The organism is Flavobacteriales bacterium (genome assembly GCA_029248105.1).
GTDB lineage: Bacteria > Bacteroidota > Bacteroidia > Flavobacteriales > UBA7312 > UBA8444.
In genome coordinates this window covers 59,724-75,442 of record JAQWJZ010000018.1, presented here as the reverse complement: position 1 = coordinate 75,442, position 15,719 = coordinate 59,724, and the positions used below count along the sequence as shown (strand labels likewise).

The following is a 15,719-nucleotide window of genomic DNA, read 5'->3' as shown; positions in this document are numbered from 1 at the left end:
TTAATTGTATTTTCTTTTAATAAACCAAATGTCGCTAAAAATAAAACCTATTTTAAATCGAGCAAATGACTCTTGTATTAAATTATTATCAGTTGTTCCCATTTTACCTAACTCTGCAGAGAGATTAAGAAGAGAGCCGCTTCGTTTTAAGGGCAAACCAAAACCAAAGGTGATTGCTTTCTCATCTAATTGTTGATTTCTCAAATTCAAATATGTTTCAGATGTATATACTCCTAAACGATAACGTACCATTTTATAGTATTTATTAATTGACTTTTTATCTGGAACAAATTCAAGACCCAACGACATTCTATTACTATTTTTTAAATCATCTGATTCGCCAAAGAGTTTGTATTCAGACCAATTATCACTTCTATAATCAGCCATCACTTTCCATTGATCATTATTTAAAGCCAAGCCAAAACCCATTGATGTAGGCAACTCTAAACTGCCATCTAATTGCTGGTCAAAACTTATTGTGTCTTCAATTATTTCAAAGTCACCAGAACTTCTAAAGGTTTCCACAAGAGCTGTTTTTTCAGCAGAAATCTCACCGCCATTATCTAATGTGAAGCCAAGTACTGAATTCCATTTCCCTAGTTTGGCCTTATAGATTAAACCAAAGTCAAAATAAAATCCATTGATATTTACATCGTCATTAATTCTAGAATTTAATATGCTCGTATCATCGAAAATGACTTTCCTGCTTGTATTTAGATTACCAAAGAGATAATTCATGTTAGCCCCAAGAGATATATTTCTGTGTATACTGATTGAATTACCAAAATAAAAGCGAGTTATCCCGCCATTGCCTTCAAACATTAGGTTGGCAGTTGGGTCAGTACTCACATCAGAAAAAGAATACGACATTTCAGAAAAAGGTAGCATTCCAACACTTGTCCCCCAAAACTTGGATAAGGGAAAAGAAAACATCAGATAATTAAACTTTGTTGAATTGACCACTTGATCTTGACTATTTGTTTCTAAGATTTTAGTGGTATGAAGCCCCCCTGTTTGCATAGTAAATCGCTGTGAATTTACTGACGAATAAGATGCAGGATTACTTATGTTTATTGATAGCGGGTCATAAATTGCAATCCCGACACCCCCCATTGCTGAGCGGTTTGCAGTAGAAAAGCTTTGCAGGTCACCTAAGCCGAAACGAGAGTACGGAGAGTTTGTCTCATTTTGCGCTATTAACGAAAAGGAAAAAAGCACAAAAGCTAAAATTCTAAAAATACGACTCATTGTAATCTAATATTTTGTTTAAACCTTCCATCAAAAGATTTGGGCTTGCAAATATGGTATTTTTTAATCCCTTATCAAAGAGTTTAACATTTCCACCAGTTACAACAACTTTAACGTCAGGATATTGCTCAATATAACGTTGAATTACACCATCTATTTCAGCTAAGACTCCATTTATTACCCCAGAGTGTATGGATTCCTCTGTATCACCTCCAATAAGTGCAGCTTTTTCTTCTGTTTTAAGCATCGGTAATTGACTTGTATATTGGTGTAAGGCACTGTATCTCATTCGAATCCCAGGAGATATACTCCCGCCTAAATATTCTTGTTCTGCATTAATAAAATCATACGTAATACAAGTTCCAGCATCGATAACTAACACATTGTGACCTGAATAATGAACTGTTGCCCCTACAACTAAAGCAATTCTATCATTACCTAAAGTATTGGGTGTTTTATAGCAATTCGAAACAGGTATAGGTGTAGTTGAATTTAACACCAACACGTCTTTTTTTTCTGATAAAGCACCATATTCGCTATCTTTTTTAACGGATGAAACGATCAGTCTATCACAATTGGAAGCTAGTTCTAATACACGTTCTACACTAACATTATTTTCCTTTAACACTAGGTCATCCCCTTCAAAAAGAGCTAGTTTAGTAATTGTATTACCTTCGTCTATTGTTATTTTTCTCCTTTGCAAAACGCTCCAAAGTTAATAAAAGCAAAAGCATCAGAAAATTATTTGTTGCAATAGATTTTTTTTTACATTTGCACCCACCTTAAAAGGTGCTATAGCTCAGTTGGTAGAGCAAAGGACTGAAAATCCTTGTGTCCCCGGTTCGAATCCTGGTAGCACCACTTTAAGCAACCCTCTTACTCTAGTAGTAAGAGGGTTTTTATTATTTAATTCCCTACATATCGCCAAAAATTTCAAATGGCTAAAAAAAGAAATAGAGTAATGTGTTCTCATCACATATTTATTTAATTTTACAAAATGATTGTATCGCTTATTACAATATGTGTTTCGACCTACTTAATCTGGAAAGCAAGTGAATCCTTTGACATTGCATCATCCTATCTAACTCGTAACCTTAGTGAAGGTATAAAAGGTCCAACAGTAAATGCAATAGCTAGTTCACTTCCTGAATTACTCATTTCATTTTTCTTTCTTTTTTACATAGGTGATTTGGAAGGATTTTCAGCGGGTTATGCAACAATAATAGGGAGTTCAATTTTTAATATCGCTATAATTCCCGCAATTTCTTTTTTGGTTATTTATTACAAAAAAGGGACTCCCCTGTTCCCTACCGATAAAAAAATTATTGAACAAGATGGTTTTTTCTTAATTATCACTGAGGTTGCCCTATTTGCAGGTCTTTATTTTGGCGGAATATCTATTTATCTTGCCGCAATTCTTATTCTTCTTTACTGCCTTTATATATTTTTGGTATTTCTCAAAAGAAATAAAAACATTTCCGGCGCATCATCAACTATTTCAGAAGAGCATGAGGAAACACTAATAGAAGAATCATCATTTTTAAGAACGATTATCACTATAAATATAGCTGCATTAATATCAAATAAAAAAACATTGAATACATGGAGCGCAAGTTTAATACTACTTATATCCCTTATCATAATTTCAATTGCTTGCAAAGAGTTGGTGACAAGTAGCGAACACCTATCTAGTCAATTGAATATGAATCTATTTTTCATAACCTTCTTTGTTGCTGCCGTTGCGTCAAGTATTCCTGATACTATTTTATCCATAAAAGATGCTAAAAACGAAAAGTATAAAGATGCTTTCTCTAATGCTTATGGCAGTAATATTTTCGATATATGCATAGGGATTGGACTTCCCGTCCTTGCTTATCTTATAGTGAATGACCAAGAGATAATTTCTACGACAACATCAGAAGAATCTAACAATATTGTTTTGTTATCCTCTGTATTACTGATTGCTTTCTCCATTCCTATAACCATAATTTATTGGCTAAGGTCCATTAACCTTTTAAGGTCACTATTTATCATTGGCTTATACCTCAGTTTTTTAGGCGTTATTTTTTACTTATCATAAATGATAAAAAAAGGAACAAAGCTATATAGCATCTTACACTTTAAATGCCCTCAATGTCATGAAGGAGATTTCTTTGTATCGAATGCTTATAATTTCAAAAAGGTAGGTGAACTTTATACAAATTGCTACAAGTGTAACTTGAAATTTAGCAAAGAACCGGGTTTTTATTTTGGCGCTATGTATATTTCTTATGCTATAGGCATCGCTATATTTATTGCATCCTATTCTGCTAATTGGCTTCTTAGATTAAATGCTTCTCTTTTACAAATACTATCATTTGTAGGGACTTTATTGTTGATTGGCACTCCATACCTTTTCCATCTGTCCAAAATAATTTGGGCTAATCTTTTTATTCATTATAAGGTCAAAAAATAACTTTTGAATTAAAAACATCCGTTCTAAGTGTAATTTGGACATTTAAAGCCTTTTATTATTAGTATAATTTAATATCTTTGATTAAATACTAAAAAAATATGTCTAAAATCAATGTTTCTGTCGATTGTGTAATTTTTGGGTTTGACGACTCAGAAAAAAAATTAAAAGTGTTAACAATTGAAAAAAAAGTTGACCCCTTTTCAAAACATGAACAAAAAAGAACTCAGTTTGCTATTCCTGGCGATCTTATTGAGTTAGATGAAGACATAGACCAAGCAGCCAATAGAATCCTTTACAGCCTGACCAAATTGGATAATTTATATTTGAAACAATTTAAGACCTTTGGTAGTCCAAGCCGTGTTCAAGAAGAAAAAGATAAAGAATGGCTTAAAAACTTCAGAGCAAACCCCAACGAAAGAGTAATAACAGTTGGATATGCATCAATTGTAAGAATGGAAGACTATAACCCTGAAGCTTCTTATTTTGCTCATGATGTTTGTTGGACAAATATTGAAAATATGCCTGAAATGGCCTTTGATCATAATTTAATTGTTAATGATGCTATCCAATTTTTAAGAAGGGAAATCAACCATGAAGTAACTTCAGAATTATTACCTAGAAAATTTACTTTATCGCAACTGCAAGAGCTATATGAAATCATTCTAGACGAAAAGTTAGATAAGAGAAACTTCAGAAAACAAATTATCAGTAAAGGGATTTTAGAAAAAACTAACGAAAAACAAAAAGGCGTTTCTCACAAACCTGCTGAATTATATAAATTCAACCAACAATAAGGATTTAGTTTTACCCAACTAATTCTTCAGCCTTCGCAAAAGCTAAAGATGCTGGCCCTAAAACATTCATTCTATCATCTAATAATTCGGAAACACCATAATGGATTTTTCCTTTGAAATCATTCAGTAATTGTGCTTCACAAAATCCTGAAATGATAGGCATATAGGCTCCCATTGATTTGGCAATATTCCCACAGAAAATAATTGCTTGAGGATTCAAGATATGAATAAAGTCTGCCATTTTTTGTCCCAACTTTTCAAATGTAAAATCAAGAATAGCCTGACATCTTGTGTCTCCATTTTTTGCTTTGTCAAAAATGGCTTTTACAGATGGGATTTGGGTAGGCTCGCTACTTTTTATCTCTTTCATATTGACTGCGTAAGATTTTTTAATCCCATTAGCAGAGACAACCGTTTCAAGACAGCCTACACCTCCACAATTACATTGTCTGTCTAAACCTTCTATCTTAGTGTGTCCGAACTCTCCAGCATATCCAAAAGCACCTTCAAATAGCTGATTATTAATAACTATACCACCGCCAAGACCTGTACCAATTGTTATTAGAGCAAAATCTTTATATTTTTTTCCTGCACCATAACGGTTCTCAGCCATAGCTGATGCATTGGCATCATTAATTAAATGAGTTTGTATATTAAGTACTTCTTCTATATGAACCTTTAAGTTGAAAGGCTTCAAATCATCCCAAGGAAAATTTACAGGACAAAAAGTTTCGGCACTAGAATCATAATTGGGCGCACCTATACCGATAGCTTCAACACTATACTCTAGTGTTAATGCCTCTATTTGATGAGTTAGACTGCCTATGTATTCGGCAAACGAATCGCTTGCTTTTGTTTTGAAAGAGCTTGTTTTAACAATGCCTTCTACTAAATCAACAACGGCCAACTCTGTATTTGTCCCCCCTATATCTACGCCAACTACTTTCATCTTATTATAGACTTTTAAAATGGTTTAATAAAATCTCTGCTGTTTTAAAATTAGTGGCAAGTGGAACTTGGTACACATCGCATAATCTTAACAGCATATTAATATCTGGTTCATGAGGGTGTTTCCCTAAAGGATCTCTTAAAAAAAGAACAGCCTCTATTTCATTACTTACAATTTGAGCAGCAATTTGGGCATCTCCACCTAGTGGACCCGACTCTACTGCGGTAACATCTAAATCAAATTCTATAACAATTTTAGAGGTGCTTTTTGTACAAACTATGGTGTGATTGCTTATCACATCTAATTTGGACTGTATAAATCCTCTAAGACGGTCTTTAGTACCATCATGTGCTATTATAGCTATCTTCATTGATTCGAATTAAGTTTGGATTGGACCTCTTGAGAAGCTTCCATTCTTATTTTGCCAATGATTAGCAATTCTGCACCTGCTTGATTCGTGCTCAATGGAATGTTTTCCAAATCACAGGTATTAAGCAGTTGGTTAATATCCTCATGATAAGGTTGTACGATAGTTGCATCTCTAAAAAAGAATACAATACCTACTTCGCCTTTTTTTATCATTTCTGTAATCTGAAGGTAACCACCATCAGATCCTTTATTAACGTGAAATAATGGTAAGTTTAGTTCTCCTTCTTCTAAGAAATCAGCAGTTCTACCTGTGGCAACAATTTCTCTACCAAAAAACCATGATTTTTTGCTCTTTAGAAATTCTAAGAGATTAGGCTTAAAGTTGTCGTGGGCTATTACTGCTATCTTACTCATTTTTATTAAATTTTTGTTAGTGCTTGTTCAGTAACGATTGAACATAAATCAATTAGTCGTGCTGAATAGCCAGACTCGTTATCATACCAAGAAACTAATTTAATCAAATTCCCGTCAACTTTTGTCAACTCAGCATCAATAATTGAAGATTCTTTTCTACCAACAATATCAATTGAAACTAATGGGTCAGAACTCACTGCCAAAATTCCGTTCATAGTAGTATTAGCAGCAGCTTGTAATAAATTATTTACCTCATCTACATTAGTTTCTTTTTCTGTAACACATATAAAATCAGTTATTGAACCACATGCAACGGGCACACGTAAAGCGATACCGTCTAACTTTCCATTCAAACTAGGTAATACCTTACCAACAGCAGAAGCCGCTCCTGTTTTTGTTGGTATAATTGAGTTCATTGCTGAACGTGCTCTTCTCAAATCTTTGTGAGGCATATCTTGCAAACTCTGATCGGCCGTAAATGCGTGAGTCGTAGTGATATAGCCAGATTTAATTCCAAAATTGTCGTTAATTACCTTTGCCATTGGCGCTAAGCAATTGGTAGTACAAGAAGCATTTGAAAACACAAAATCTTCCTCGGTAATAACCTCATTGTTCACACCTAAAACTATTGTTTTTGCATCAGGGGAAGGTGCCGAAATAACCACTTTTTTGGCTCCAGCAATTACATGTTGCAAAGCTTGTTCATTCTGCAAAAACCTTCCAGTAGATTCTAAAACCACATCCACATTCAAATCTTTCCAAGGTAATTCTTGTGGGTTTGGACATGAAAAAACAGGAACTTCTGTTGAATCAACCAAAATCTTGTTATCCGATGGGCTTACTTGGTTTGCTAGTACGCCGTGTGTAGAATCGTACTTTAATAAATGTGCTAATGTTTTAACATCTGTAAGATCGTTAATTGCTACGACCTCTATGTTTTCAGATTCTAGGGCCTGACGGAAAAAATTTCTGCCGATTCTACCAAATCCATTAATTGCTACTTTAATTTTTGTCATTTTATCTTGAAATAATTTTGTTTAACTTATATAAATCTTCGTTTATTTTTTTCTCTTTGTCTACCACATCTTGCATAGGAATCAGTACCGTTTCATTTTTAATTATACCTACCATATGCTTGTGGTTTTCCGACATTAACGCCTGAATAGCCGACAAGCCTAATCTACTAGCTATGACCCTATCCATAACTACTGGAGAGCCCCCTCTTTGAAGGTGACCTAGAATAGTAACCTTAGACTCATACTCAACGAATACTTCTTTTAAATCTTCAGCAATTTTGTAGGACGACCCATGGTTATTTCCTTCGGCTACTACAACAACACTTGACGATTTACTCAAGGACTTTCCTGTTTTCAAACGCTCTGCTAAATCTTTAATTTCGAACTGCTTTTCTGGGATTATAACAAAGCATGCTCCAGAGGCAATACTTGAATAAAGAGCTAGATTTCCGTTATCTCTACCCATTACCTCAACAAAAAACAATCGATTGTGAGAACGGGCCGTATCTCGAATTTTATCTACAGATTCAACTATAGTTTGTAGGGCGGTTTGAAATCCAATTGAATTGTCAGTACCATAAATATCATTATCAATAGACGCAGGAATACCAACACATGGAAAATCAAATTGGCTAGCAAATACATTAGCTCCTGTAATAGAACCGTTACCACCAATAACGACAAGCGCCTCTACACCAGAAGCAATTAAATTGTTGTAGGCTTTTTCTCGAACTTCAGCTTTATGAAAATCTAAGGAACGAGCGGTCTTTAAAACAGTACCTCCAACCTCAAGAATATTACTAACTGAACGCATTTCAAGTACCTTGAAATCATTTTCTATGACTCCTTGATAACCACGAAAATAACCAATACACTCTATGCCGTGATAATTAGCAGAACGAACAACACTCCTAAGTGCTGCGTTCATGCCCGGAGAATCTCCTCCTGAAGTTATGATTGCTATTTTTTTGATAACTTAATGTATATTTTGAGCAAAGATATACTAAAAAGTGTAAAAACAACACTAACCAAGACAAAATTGTTACAGCTTTAAGTGAAAATGACATTTTCAATCCTATTTAAGGTTGATTTTCTTTCATAAATAGATATGACTATTAAAAGCATCAACAAATTGTACATACTGTCTTCAATGGGAATGTTCAATATTCGAAGACCAATTATCTGACTTGAGCTATAACTAACGATTGGTGTTTCATTGAAACTACCAGTTAAAAAGCCGTTTATAATCAAAAAAGGAATCAGCGAAACAAAATAGGTTCTAAAAAAAGTTCCTATCCAGTTAGGCTTATGAATTGCCAAAATAAAAAGCGAAAGTGAGGTTAGGCTAAAGCATATAAGGGTATATAATCTGTCTGAGTAAATAACTGAAAAGAAGGCTAATATACAGGCCAAAGAATATGCAATTTTAATATAGCTACCTGAATCTAATTGCTTATTAAAAAAGTAATTTAACACCTCATGTATAAATACACAGGCAAATGGAATGATTATAAAAAACAACCATTCTTCTAAAGGCAATAGGAAAAACTTTATTCCACAGATATAATCACTATTAAACTGCCATACTGACAAATCAGTAAACCAGATATCCCATGGAATAAACAATATCATCATCACAATTATAGAGGGCAAAAGACGAGACCACTTGCTGTAATAATTTATTCGCCTTTCGAAACTCTGAGCTAATGGATAAGCTAGAGAGAAAATCATTAAAATGAAATAGAAAAAATGATGTTCTAAAAATTCCATTATTAAAAATTAAATGATTGTAGGGTAAAGAATAAAACTTGAGATATAATCAAGCCAAAACCCAATTTAGCATTAAATTTTATTCGATTAAAACTCAATATCCAATTCATGAACATAGCCACTAAAAACCACATGATATAGTTTTGAGTTGGTATAGCACCACCTTGCCAATGCCAAAAATCTAAGCGTATTGCCACAGGCTCAATCATTAGGTCTAATAACACCATAATGACTGAAGAAAGTACTATCTTATATATGGGCTTAGTCACAAAATAGGAGCTTACCGCAAAAGAAGACACAGCTAAAAGTATCCAGTTTATTCCAATAATAATCGGAACCTCAAGAAGCTGAAAGCCGAGCGTTGCTCCATAGTCGTATTCGCCAAATAACACGCCTGAATAAACGCCTAACACCTCTACAAGATAGCCGATAATAAATAGAAACGAGATAACTTTGTAGAAGTTAAATGAAAAGTCATTGTTAGCCCAAACCAACAAAAGGAAAGATAACGTCAAATTCATTGGAGTTAGAGAAAGAAATAAAGGCTTAAGCGACTCAAATGACAAAGCAAGCCCTCCTACAGCATGTAGGATAAAAAGTATAACAATTACAATGTTTTCCTTAGTCCAACTCATTAGTTAAGTGATTCAAAAAAGCCATCTATAATTTTAGCAGAAGACAGTGCTAATGGTATTCCACCACCAGGATGAACGCTTCCACCACAAAAATATAGGCCTTTAATATCATTAGAAAAATTAGAATGACGAAAGAAAGCTGCCATCTTATTATTAGAAGCTGTACCATAAAGCGAGCCTTGATAAGATGCCGTTTTAGATTCAATCGTTCTTGGTTCTAAAATTTCCTCCGTTAAGATAAGAGATTCTATATTTGTTTGCAATTCTTTTGACAGTTTTTGCAAAATATTTATTCTGGCTTTTGCGATTAGACTATCCCAATCCTGTCCTTTATTAGCAGGAACATTAATCATCACGAACCAATTTTCACAACCTTCAGGGGCATCAGATTTATTTTTCTTTGAAGTAATATTGACATATACTGTAGGGTCGTAATAAATGTCTTTTCCATCTTGTAATGCATTAAACTCTGCCTTATAATCATCAGAAAAAAATAGGTTATGTAAGTCCAAATTTTCAAAGGATTTGTTCATACCCCAATAGAAAATCAGAGCCGACGTAGAACGCTCTTGTTTTAATATTTTCATGGGTTTTTTATACTCTTTGAGTAATGTATCATAGACAAAATAAACATCTAGGTTTGATACTACGTAATCCGACATTACTTTTTCACCATTAATCTCTACTCCTATAGTTTTTTTATCCTTTACTAATATTTTGGTAACCTTTGTACTCAAATGAAACCTTACACCCAAAGATTGAGCCAATTCAAATAAAGAATTAGCTATGGAATACATGCCATTTTTCGGAAAATAAGCCCCTTTATTGAATTCAAGATGAGGGATAATATTAAGTATTGACGGTGCCACATAAGGATTAGAACCGTTGTAGGTGGCGTATCTATCAAATAACTGAGTCATTTTTTCATTTTTCAATGCTTTGAAATTGGCAGAATGCATACTTGAAAACAAACCCAAAAAGGGCAACTTAAGAAAGGATTTTAAGACCTTGAAAGAACAATAAGATTTTAATTTATGTAATGAGCGTTCAAGAAAGATGAAAGCTGTAGCATCATAAATATAGGCGCTTTTTTTTAGATGATTTTTGACATCTTCAGAACGGACACCTGTTTGCTTGGCAGATTCTTCAGCAAACTTATTTATATCAGAAAAACCTCTCAAGAAAGTGCCATCGGGATAAAAATATCTACAACTTTCATCTAAGCGTTGATAATTGAAAAAATCTCTTGGATTTTTGTCTGCTAAACGATACAGTTCATCGACAAGTTCAGGCATCGTGAATAATGAAGGCCCCGCATCAAAACGAAAACCATTAGAATTAATTTGGGATAATTTACCTCCAACATATGGGTTAGACTCAAAGACATCTACAGAATATCCTTTAATAGATAATCGAATAGCTGTAGCTAATCCCCCAATTCCTGCTCCAATTACTACAACTTTTTCAGTTTTACTCACACACATGTTTTATAACGGTCAATAGCTTCAAGTCTAGATTGTTTAGCATCTACAACTTTACGAACTCTGTACAACCCATTTTCCTCCATCTCATTAATCCATTTTTTACAATAAGTTAATTTTGGGTCATACCTTTCTAACTGTGTGTTTGGATTAAAAACTCTAAAATAAGGTGCAGAATCACAACCTGTACCAGCAACCCATTGCCAATTACCATTGTTTGATGCTAGATCATAATCCATTAATGCAGAAGCAAAATAAGCTTCTCCTAGACGCCAATCGATGCCTAAGTTTTTGACTAAAAAAGAGGCTGTAATCATGCGTACCCTATTGTGCATATAGCCAGTTTCAAAAAGCTGACGCATACCTGCATCAACAATAGGAAAACCTGTTTCTCCGTACTTCCACTTGATATACAAATCGGGGTTATTCCATTTTATATTATTATATTTTTCTCTAAAGCAACTCGTTACAATTTTAGGATAATGCCAAAGTATTTGAGCATAAAATGAACGCCAAATTAATTCATTTAAAAACGTGTCAGAATATTGATAGGCTATTTTTGAAACCTCTCTTATACTTAAAAAGCCAAACCTCAAATGCACAGATGCATTACTGGTTCCATTTAGGTTTGGATCATTCCTACTAGCATCATATTCGAGCAATGAACGGTAGGTTAAATTTGGCTTGTGTAAGATATAATCTGTGTAATCAAATCCAATATCTTCAATAGTTTCAACACATGGCAATTCGTTTGAAGTTTTGCATTTATGCAATAGGGTATCTGAGGGGAAAGGCTGAGTCATTGAAGCTCTAAACTGTGCTTTCCATTTTTTCATATAATAGGTGTAAACAGAGTAAACTTTGCCCGTATCTGTTAAGACTTCGTCTTTTTCAAAAATAACATGATCTTTGAAGGAACGAAATTTTACCTTTTTTTTAATCATTGATGTTTTTATCGACTGATCTCTTTGGATAGCGTAAGGTTCATAATCCCTATTGGCAAATATAGCTTCATAAGGCACCTTTTCTAAAAGGTCATTGAAAATCGATTTTGGATTACCATAATAGACATGAATTTTTTTATTGTGTTTAGCAAGTTCTTTATTTAACTCTTTTAAGCGATCAAAAAGAAGACTCACACGTCTATCATTTTCATCAAGCTTATCTAAAATATTGATATCAAAGATGAAAACAGGAAGAACAGATTTAGATTTACTCAAGGCTTGAAAAAAACCATGATTATCATGCAATCTCAAGTCTCGCCTAAACCAAAATATACTTAGATTATAATTCATGACTTCATTAATTCTTTATTAATAGCACTTTCTAAAGTAGGATAATCGTACTTAAATCCAGTGCTTAAAAGCTTATCAACTGAGAGTGAGCAGCCACCCACAAGGATAATACTTCTTCCCCCAAAAATCAATCTTAAAACAAATAATGGCAATTTTATGAGAATAGCATACTTTGCTACTTTAGACTTTATAAATTTCATAAAGTCATATTGAGTCCATTTTTGTTTTGAGGCCATATTATAAGCTCCACTGACCGACCGATTCTCGATGGCATAATATACGAATTTTGCTGCATCCTCTATATGTATCCATTCAATGGATTGTATTCCATTTCCAAACACAACACCCATACCCAAGCGCATAGATAAAATTGTAGGCTGTAAAAAACCAGCATCTTTGCTTAAAAGCAGAGATATTCTCATTTGAATTACTCTACTGCCTAGTGTCTCAAATTGTTGAGCAGCAGACTCCCAATCAACACACATTTTAGAGAGCCAATCGTCAGCAGGAGAGTCTTCTTCTGATTGGATACCCTGGGCATCAATACCATAGAAGCCAAGTGCTGAAGCGGAAACAAATGTTTTTGGATTTACTCCTAAAGATTTACACCGTTCATATAATAAATCAGCCGCATCTATCCTACTTTCATACATTAAGTCCTTGTTTTTTTCCGTCCAAGGCTTCATGATGTTATAACCTGAAAGATGAATGATATGCTGACAGTCTAACAATGCATTTTTGTCAATTAATTTTTCAGAAATATTCCAATAAAAGACGTCCTTATTATCTACCTTTCGCTTATTGGTCGATAATGCAATAACTTCATAGCCTTGAGATATGAGTATTCGTTTTACCCGAATTGCTAATGAGCCACTTGCTCCTGTAATAAGTACTTTTTCTGCCATCTTAAAATTCTATTAATAGCCCAATACTAGGAAGTACTGTTCCTGACTCATTAATAATTTCGTAAAGAGAATATTGATTACTGTCTTGTGCTGTATATACTTGATTGCCAATTTCAGGGTCAATACCTACTTCGGATGGCAGTTGTATCTTGAAGTTATATAAATTTTCCACATCTATGTAGGCATTCAAACTCCACTTGTTGAAATACCATTTTTTATCCAATCGCAAGTCAACACCATGAACATTGTTTAAACGTTCAGTATTCAAAGCATCGTAACTTAACACTCCTCTTCGATTTTTATCCCAAACACCTTTATCACTGGAGGTAACTAAATCGATAGGAGTATAAGGTGCTCCGCCAGAGTAACGGAATTTTAGCCCTAGTTCAATATTTCTTTTGAATTTTTTACCGGCAGTCATATTAAAAATAAAACGATTATCCCAAGCCGAAGGAATAAGCTCACCATTTTTATCTTCGAACTCACTTCTATAATAAGTCACAGACATAATACCGTAAACCGATGAGCTTAGTTTTTGTTGAGCTAAAAACTCTACCCCATAACTTCTGCCTTTAGAGATGGAAGAAATATCCTCGTTACCGATTACACCAAAGTCACCACCCAAATTGGCTAAAGAAATACTATCAATAATAGAAAAAGGATAGTTATCGTATTGCTTATAGAACGTCTCAAGCGTTACTTTACTGTAATTAGAAGGGTTGAATTCTAAACCAAAGACGGCATGGTCGCATTGAATATATTCAACATCTTGATTTTCGAAATTATTATTTAACCCATACCCCAAAATTGTATAAGCTGGTAACTGATAATACCTCCCTAAGTTAGCGTTTACACTTGCTTTTTGTGAAAGATTATATGCCAAAGAGAGTCGAGGTGAAAAATTAGGAGTTGTTGAATTCTCTGTAAAACTATTCCCATCTATTCTAAAACCAAAAGATGTTACTAACCTATCAACCAAATAAGTCTTACTCAATTGAGCAAAAGCACCGTATTTAATAAAATGCAAATCTGCTTCCACTAGAACTGGAATAATAGAAGTTCCTGAAGTAATAGTTTGATTTGTTGAATTTAAATAGGTAGCATCTTCTAGATTTAACCCTACGTTAAATTTAACATCACTTCTTCTAAAATTATACTCTATTCTGGCTTTATTTTCTATTTCTTGAGATTCATAATCTAATAGTTTTTCCGATGTTTCGTCTGCATAGTCAGCATACTTTACTGCCGTATTATTGAGGTGGCTACGACTCAATACAACAAATAAATTAGAGTTATCAAAAAAACGTTTCCATGTTCCACCAAGGGTATAATTCCATTGCTCATTTACGGGCAAGTTATTCAGCGTATATTCATTTTGAGCAAGTTGTTGAAGGTCATCGATACCCTCATTAGCTTCTGGGTTAAGTGTAAATTCATCAATAGCTGCCAAAGCAATAATATTAAATTGATTTTTAGCATCTGGCTTGTGAGTATACTTAAATTGCAAATCGTTGTAAGTAGGCAAAAAAGGCAATTGCAGTGCTTTGAATAAAAACTGCAAATAGGAACGTCTTGCTGACAACAACATAGTAGATTTTTCTGATAAAGGAGTGCTTATCGTTAAACCCGCATCACTTGAACCCAACATAAATGATGCGCTCAATTCTTCATCACTTCCTTCAATTTGTTTAAGTTCCATTACAGAGCTCAAAGCATTTCCTCTATTTGCAGGAAAAGCTCCTGAATAAAAATCTACTTCTCTAATAAAATTGACATTCAAAATGCCTACCGGACCACCTGAAGACCCTTGTGTGGCAAAGTGATTGATGTTAGGTATTTCAACACCATCGAGAAAAAAACGATTTTCATTGGGTGCGCCACCACGAATTACAATATCATTCCTAAAAGATGGCGAACTAGAAACGCCTGGTAAATTGGCTATTACCTTTGAAATATCACGATTTCCTCCTGGGCTTCTTAATATTTCAGATGCATTAATTGTCCTTAAACTAGTAGGGCTTTCTTCTGTTTTATTAAACGTATTGGCAGTAACCTGAACCTCATCAATAATTTGAGCGTTTTCTGTTAAGAAAAAATCTAATCTTAAATTCTTATTTGGAGTTAATTGTATCTCTGTTTTTAAATCCGTGTTAAAGCCGATGTAACTACACTTAAAGTTATATATACCAGGAGTAATATCAAGCAATTCAAAATTTCCATCAATATCTGTGGTTGCTCCCTTTGAAGTCCCATCAATTATAACATTTGCAAAAGGAATTGCCTCATTATTTAGGGCATTTTTAACGCTACCATATACCCTCACAGTCTGGGCATTTGAATAAAAAATAAGACACGTAAAAATTAAGGATAAGTAATACTTCATAAGTT

At 33.9% G+C, this 15,719-nt stretch carries 16 protein-coding genes and 1 tRNA gene; 4 read left to right on the top strand and 13 right to left on the bottom strand.

The window, feature by feature from the left end; all coding sequences use genetic code 11:
• Together P8I29_03395 and P8I29_03390 are read right to left on the bottom strand one after the other, a co-directional pair.
• Window positions 1-1,248: a hypothetical protein gene (locus P8I29_03395; GenBank protein MDG1916841.1), complete on the bottom strand. Its 1,248-nt coding sequence runs from the start codon at window positions 1,246-1,248 to the stop codon at window positions 1-3.
• Window positions 1,232-1,951 carry a type III pantothenate kinase gene (locus P8I29_03390; protein ID MDG1916840.1) on the bottom strand — a complete coding sequence of 240 codons (720 nt, stop codon included), beginning with the start codon at window positions 1,949-1,951 and terminating at the stop codon, window positions 1,232-1,234. Before P8I29_03390 ends, P8I29_03395 begins: the two co-directional genes overlap by 17 nt.
• Before the next feature lie 85 nt (window positions 1,952-2,036).
• Here P8I29_03390 and P8I29_03385 point away from each other — a divergent pair.
• The 4 genes from P8I29_03385 to P8I29_03370 all read left to right on the top strand — a co-directional run bounded on the left by P8I29_03385 (window position 2,037) and on the right by P8I29_03370 (window position 4,497).
• Window positions 2,037-2,109: transfer RNA gene (locus P8I29_03385), tRNA-Phe, on the top strand.
• 136 nt (window positions 2,110-2,245) lie between these two features.
• Window positions 2,246-3,328 carry a hypothetical protein gene (locus tag P8I29_03380; protein MDG1916839.1) on the top strand — a complete coding sequence of 361 codons (1,083 nt, stop codon included), beginning with the start codon at window positions 2,246-2,248 and terminating at the stop codon, window positions 3,326-3,328.
• Window positions 3,329-3,703, top strand: coding sequence for a DUF983 domain-containing protein (locus P8I29_03375; protein ID MDG1916838.1), 375 nt, complete (start codon window positions 3,329-3,331; stop codon window positions 3,701-3,703).
• A 98-nt stretch (window positions 3,704-3,801) separates the two neighbouring features.
• A complete protein-coding gene (locus tag P8I29_03370; GenBank protein MDG1916837.1) occupies window positions 3,802-4,497 on the top strand; it encodes an NUDIX hydrolase in 696 nt (231 codons plus the stop codon).
• A 10-nt stretch (window positions 4,498-4,507) separates the two neighbouring features.
• On the opposite strand, the gene P8I29_03365 is transcribed toward P8I29_03370, so the two are convergent.
• The 11 genes from P8I29_03365 to P8I29_03315 form a co-directional block, all read right to left on the bottom strand.
• Window positions 4,508-5,446 (bottom strand): ROK family protein, encoded by a 939-nt coding sequence (locus tag P8I29_03365; GenBank protein MDG1916836.1) that lies wholly within the window; start codon window positions 5,444-5,446, stop codon window positions 4,508-4,510.
• A gap of 4 nt (window positions 5,447-5,450) precedes the next feature.
• On the bottom strand, window positions 5,451-5,816 hold the full coding sequence (locus P8I29_03360) for a methylglyoxal synthase (protein MDG1916835.1): 366 nt from the start codon (window positions 5,814-5,816) through the stop codon (window positions 5,451-5,453).
• A complete protein-coding gene (locus P8I29_03355; GenBank protein MDG1916834.1) occupies window positions 5,813-6,229 on the bottom strand; it encodes a methylglyoxal synthase in 417 nt (138 codons plus the stop codon). The genes P8I29_03360 and P8I29_03355 overlap by 4 nt, the downstream gene beginning before the upstream one ends.
• A gap of 5 nt (window positions 6,230-6,234) precedes the next feature.
• Window positions 6,235-7,245: a type I glyceraldehyde-3-phosphate dehydrogenase gene (gap, locus tag P8I29_03350; GenBank protein ID MDG1916833.1), complete on the bottom strand. Its 1,011-nt coding sequence runs from the start codon at window positions 7,243-7,245 to the stop codon at window positions 6,235-6,237.
• Between the two features lies 1 nt (window position 7,246).
• Window positions 7,247-8,218, bottom strand: a complete 972-nt coding sequence (pfkA, locus tag P8I29_03345; protein MDG1916832.1) for a 6-phosphofructokinase — start codon at window positions 8,216-8,218, stop codon at window positions 7,247-7,249.
• Between the two features lie 77 nt (window positions 8,219-8,295).
• On the bottom strand, window positions 8,296-9,015 hold the full coding sequence (locus tag P8I29_03340) for a lycopene cyclase domain-containing protein (GenBank protein MDG1916831.1): 720 nt from the start codon (window positions 9,013-9,015) through the stop codon (window positions 8,296-8,298).
• A 2-nt stretch (window positions 9,016-9,017) separates the two neighbouring features.
• Window positions 9,018-9,650 (bottom strand): carotenoid biosynthesis protein, encoded by a 633-nt coding sequence (locus tag P8I29_03335; protein ID MDG1916830.1) that lies wholly within the window; start codon window positions 9,648-9,650, stop codon window positions 9,018-9,020.
• The gene (gene crtI, locus P8I29_03330; protein ID MDG1916829.1) at window positions 9,650-11,128 is read right to left on the bottom strand and encodes a phytoene desaturase family protein; all 1,479 of its coding nucleotides are present in this window, start codon (window positions 11,126-11,128) and stop codon (window positions 9,650-9,652) included. The genes P8I29_03335 and crtI overlap by 1 nt, the downstream gene beginning before the upstream one ends.
• Window positions 11,125-12,426 (bottom strand): deoxyribodipyrimidine photo-lyase, encoded by a 1,302-nt coding sequence (locus P8I29_03325; protein ID MDG1916828.1) that lies wholly within the window; start codon window positions 12,424-12,426, stop codon window positions 11,125-11,127. The genes crtI and P8I29_03325 overlap by 4 nt, the downstream gene beginning before the upstream one ends.
• Complete coding sequence (locus P8I29_03320; GenBank protein ID MDG1916827.1) at window positions 12,423-13,331, bottom strand: TIGR01777 family oxidoreductase; 909 nt, start codon at window positions 13,329-13,331, stop codon at window positions 12,423-12,425. The genes P8I29_03325 and P8I29_03320 overlap by 4 nt, the downstream gene beginning before the upstream one ends.
• A 1-nt stretch (window position 13,332) precedes the next feature.
• Window positions 13,333-15,714, bottom strand: coding sequence for a TonB-dependent receptor (locus P8I29_03315; protein MDG1916826.1), 2,382 nt, complete (start codon window positions 15,712-15,714; stop codon window positions 13,333-13,335).
• Window positions 15,715-15,719: the final 5 nt, after the last annotated feature.

What these genes read in the sequence shown, in the direction of transcription:
- P8I29_03360 (MDG1916835.1), bottom strand. Translation starts at nt 5,816, where the DNA reads ATGAAGATAGCTATAATAGCACATGATGGTACTAAAGACCGTCTTAGA.
- P8I29_03355 (MDG1916834.1), bottom strand. Translation starts at nt 6,229, where the DNA reads ATGAGTAAGATAGCAGTAATAGCCCACGACAACTTTAAGCCTAATCTC.
- P8I29_03370 (MDG1916837.1), top strand. Translation starts at nt 3,802, where the DNA reads ATGTCTAAAATCAATGTTTCTGTCGATTGTGTAATTTTTGGGTTTGAC.
- gap (MDG1916833.1), bottom strand. Translation starts at nt 7,245, where the DNA reads ATGACAAAAATTAAAGTAGCAATTAATGGATTTGGTAGAATCGGCAGA.
- P8I29_03315 (MDG1916826.1), bottom strand. Translation starts at nt 15,714, where the DNA reads ATGAAGTATTACTTATCCTTAATTTTTACGTGTCTTATTTTTTATTCA.
- P8I29_03335 (MDG1916830.1), bottom strand. Translation starts at nt 9,650, where the DNA reads ATGAGTTGGACTAAGGAAAACATTGTAATTGTTATACTTTTTATCCTA.
- P8I29_03365 (MDG1916836.1), bottom strand. Translation starts at nt 5,446, where the DNA reads ATGAAAGTAGTTGGCGTAGATATAGGGGGGACAAATACAGAGTTGGCC.
- P8I29_03320 (MDG1916827.1), bottom strand. Translation starts at nt 13,331, where the DNA reads ATGGCAGAAAAAGTACTTATTACAGGAGCAAGTGGCTCATTAGCAATT.
- P8I29_03375 (MDG1916838.1), top strand. Translation starts at nt 3,329, where the DNA reads ATGATAAAAAAAGGAACAAAGCTATATAGCATCTTACACTTTAAATGC.
- P8I29_03340 (MDG1916831.1), bottom strand. Translation starts at nt 9,015, where the DNA reads ATGGAATTTTTAGAACATCATTTTTTCTATTTCATTTTAATGATTTTC.
- P8I29_03325 (MDG1916828.1), bottom strand. Translation starts at nt 12,426, where the DNA reads ATGAATTATAATCTAAGTATATTTTGGTTTAGGCGAGACTTGAGATTG.
- P8I29_03395 (MDG1916841.1), bottom strand. Translation starts at nt 1,248, where the DNA reads ATGAGTCGTATTTTTAGAATTTTAGCTTTTGTGCTTTTTTCCTTTTCG.
- P8I29_03380 (MDG1916839.1), top strand. Translation starts at nt 2,246, where the DNA reads ATGATTGTATCGCTTATTACAATATGTGTTTCGACCTACTTAATCTGG.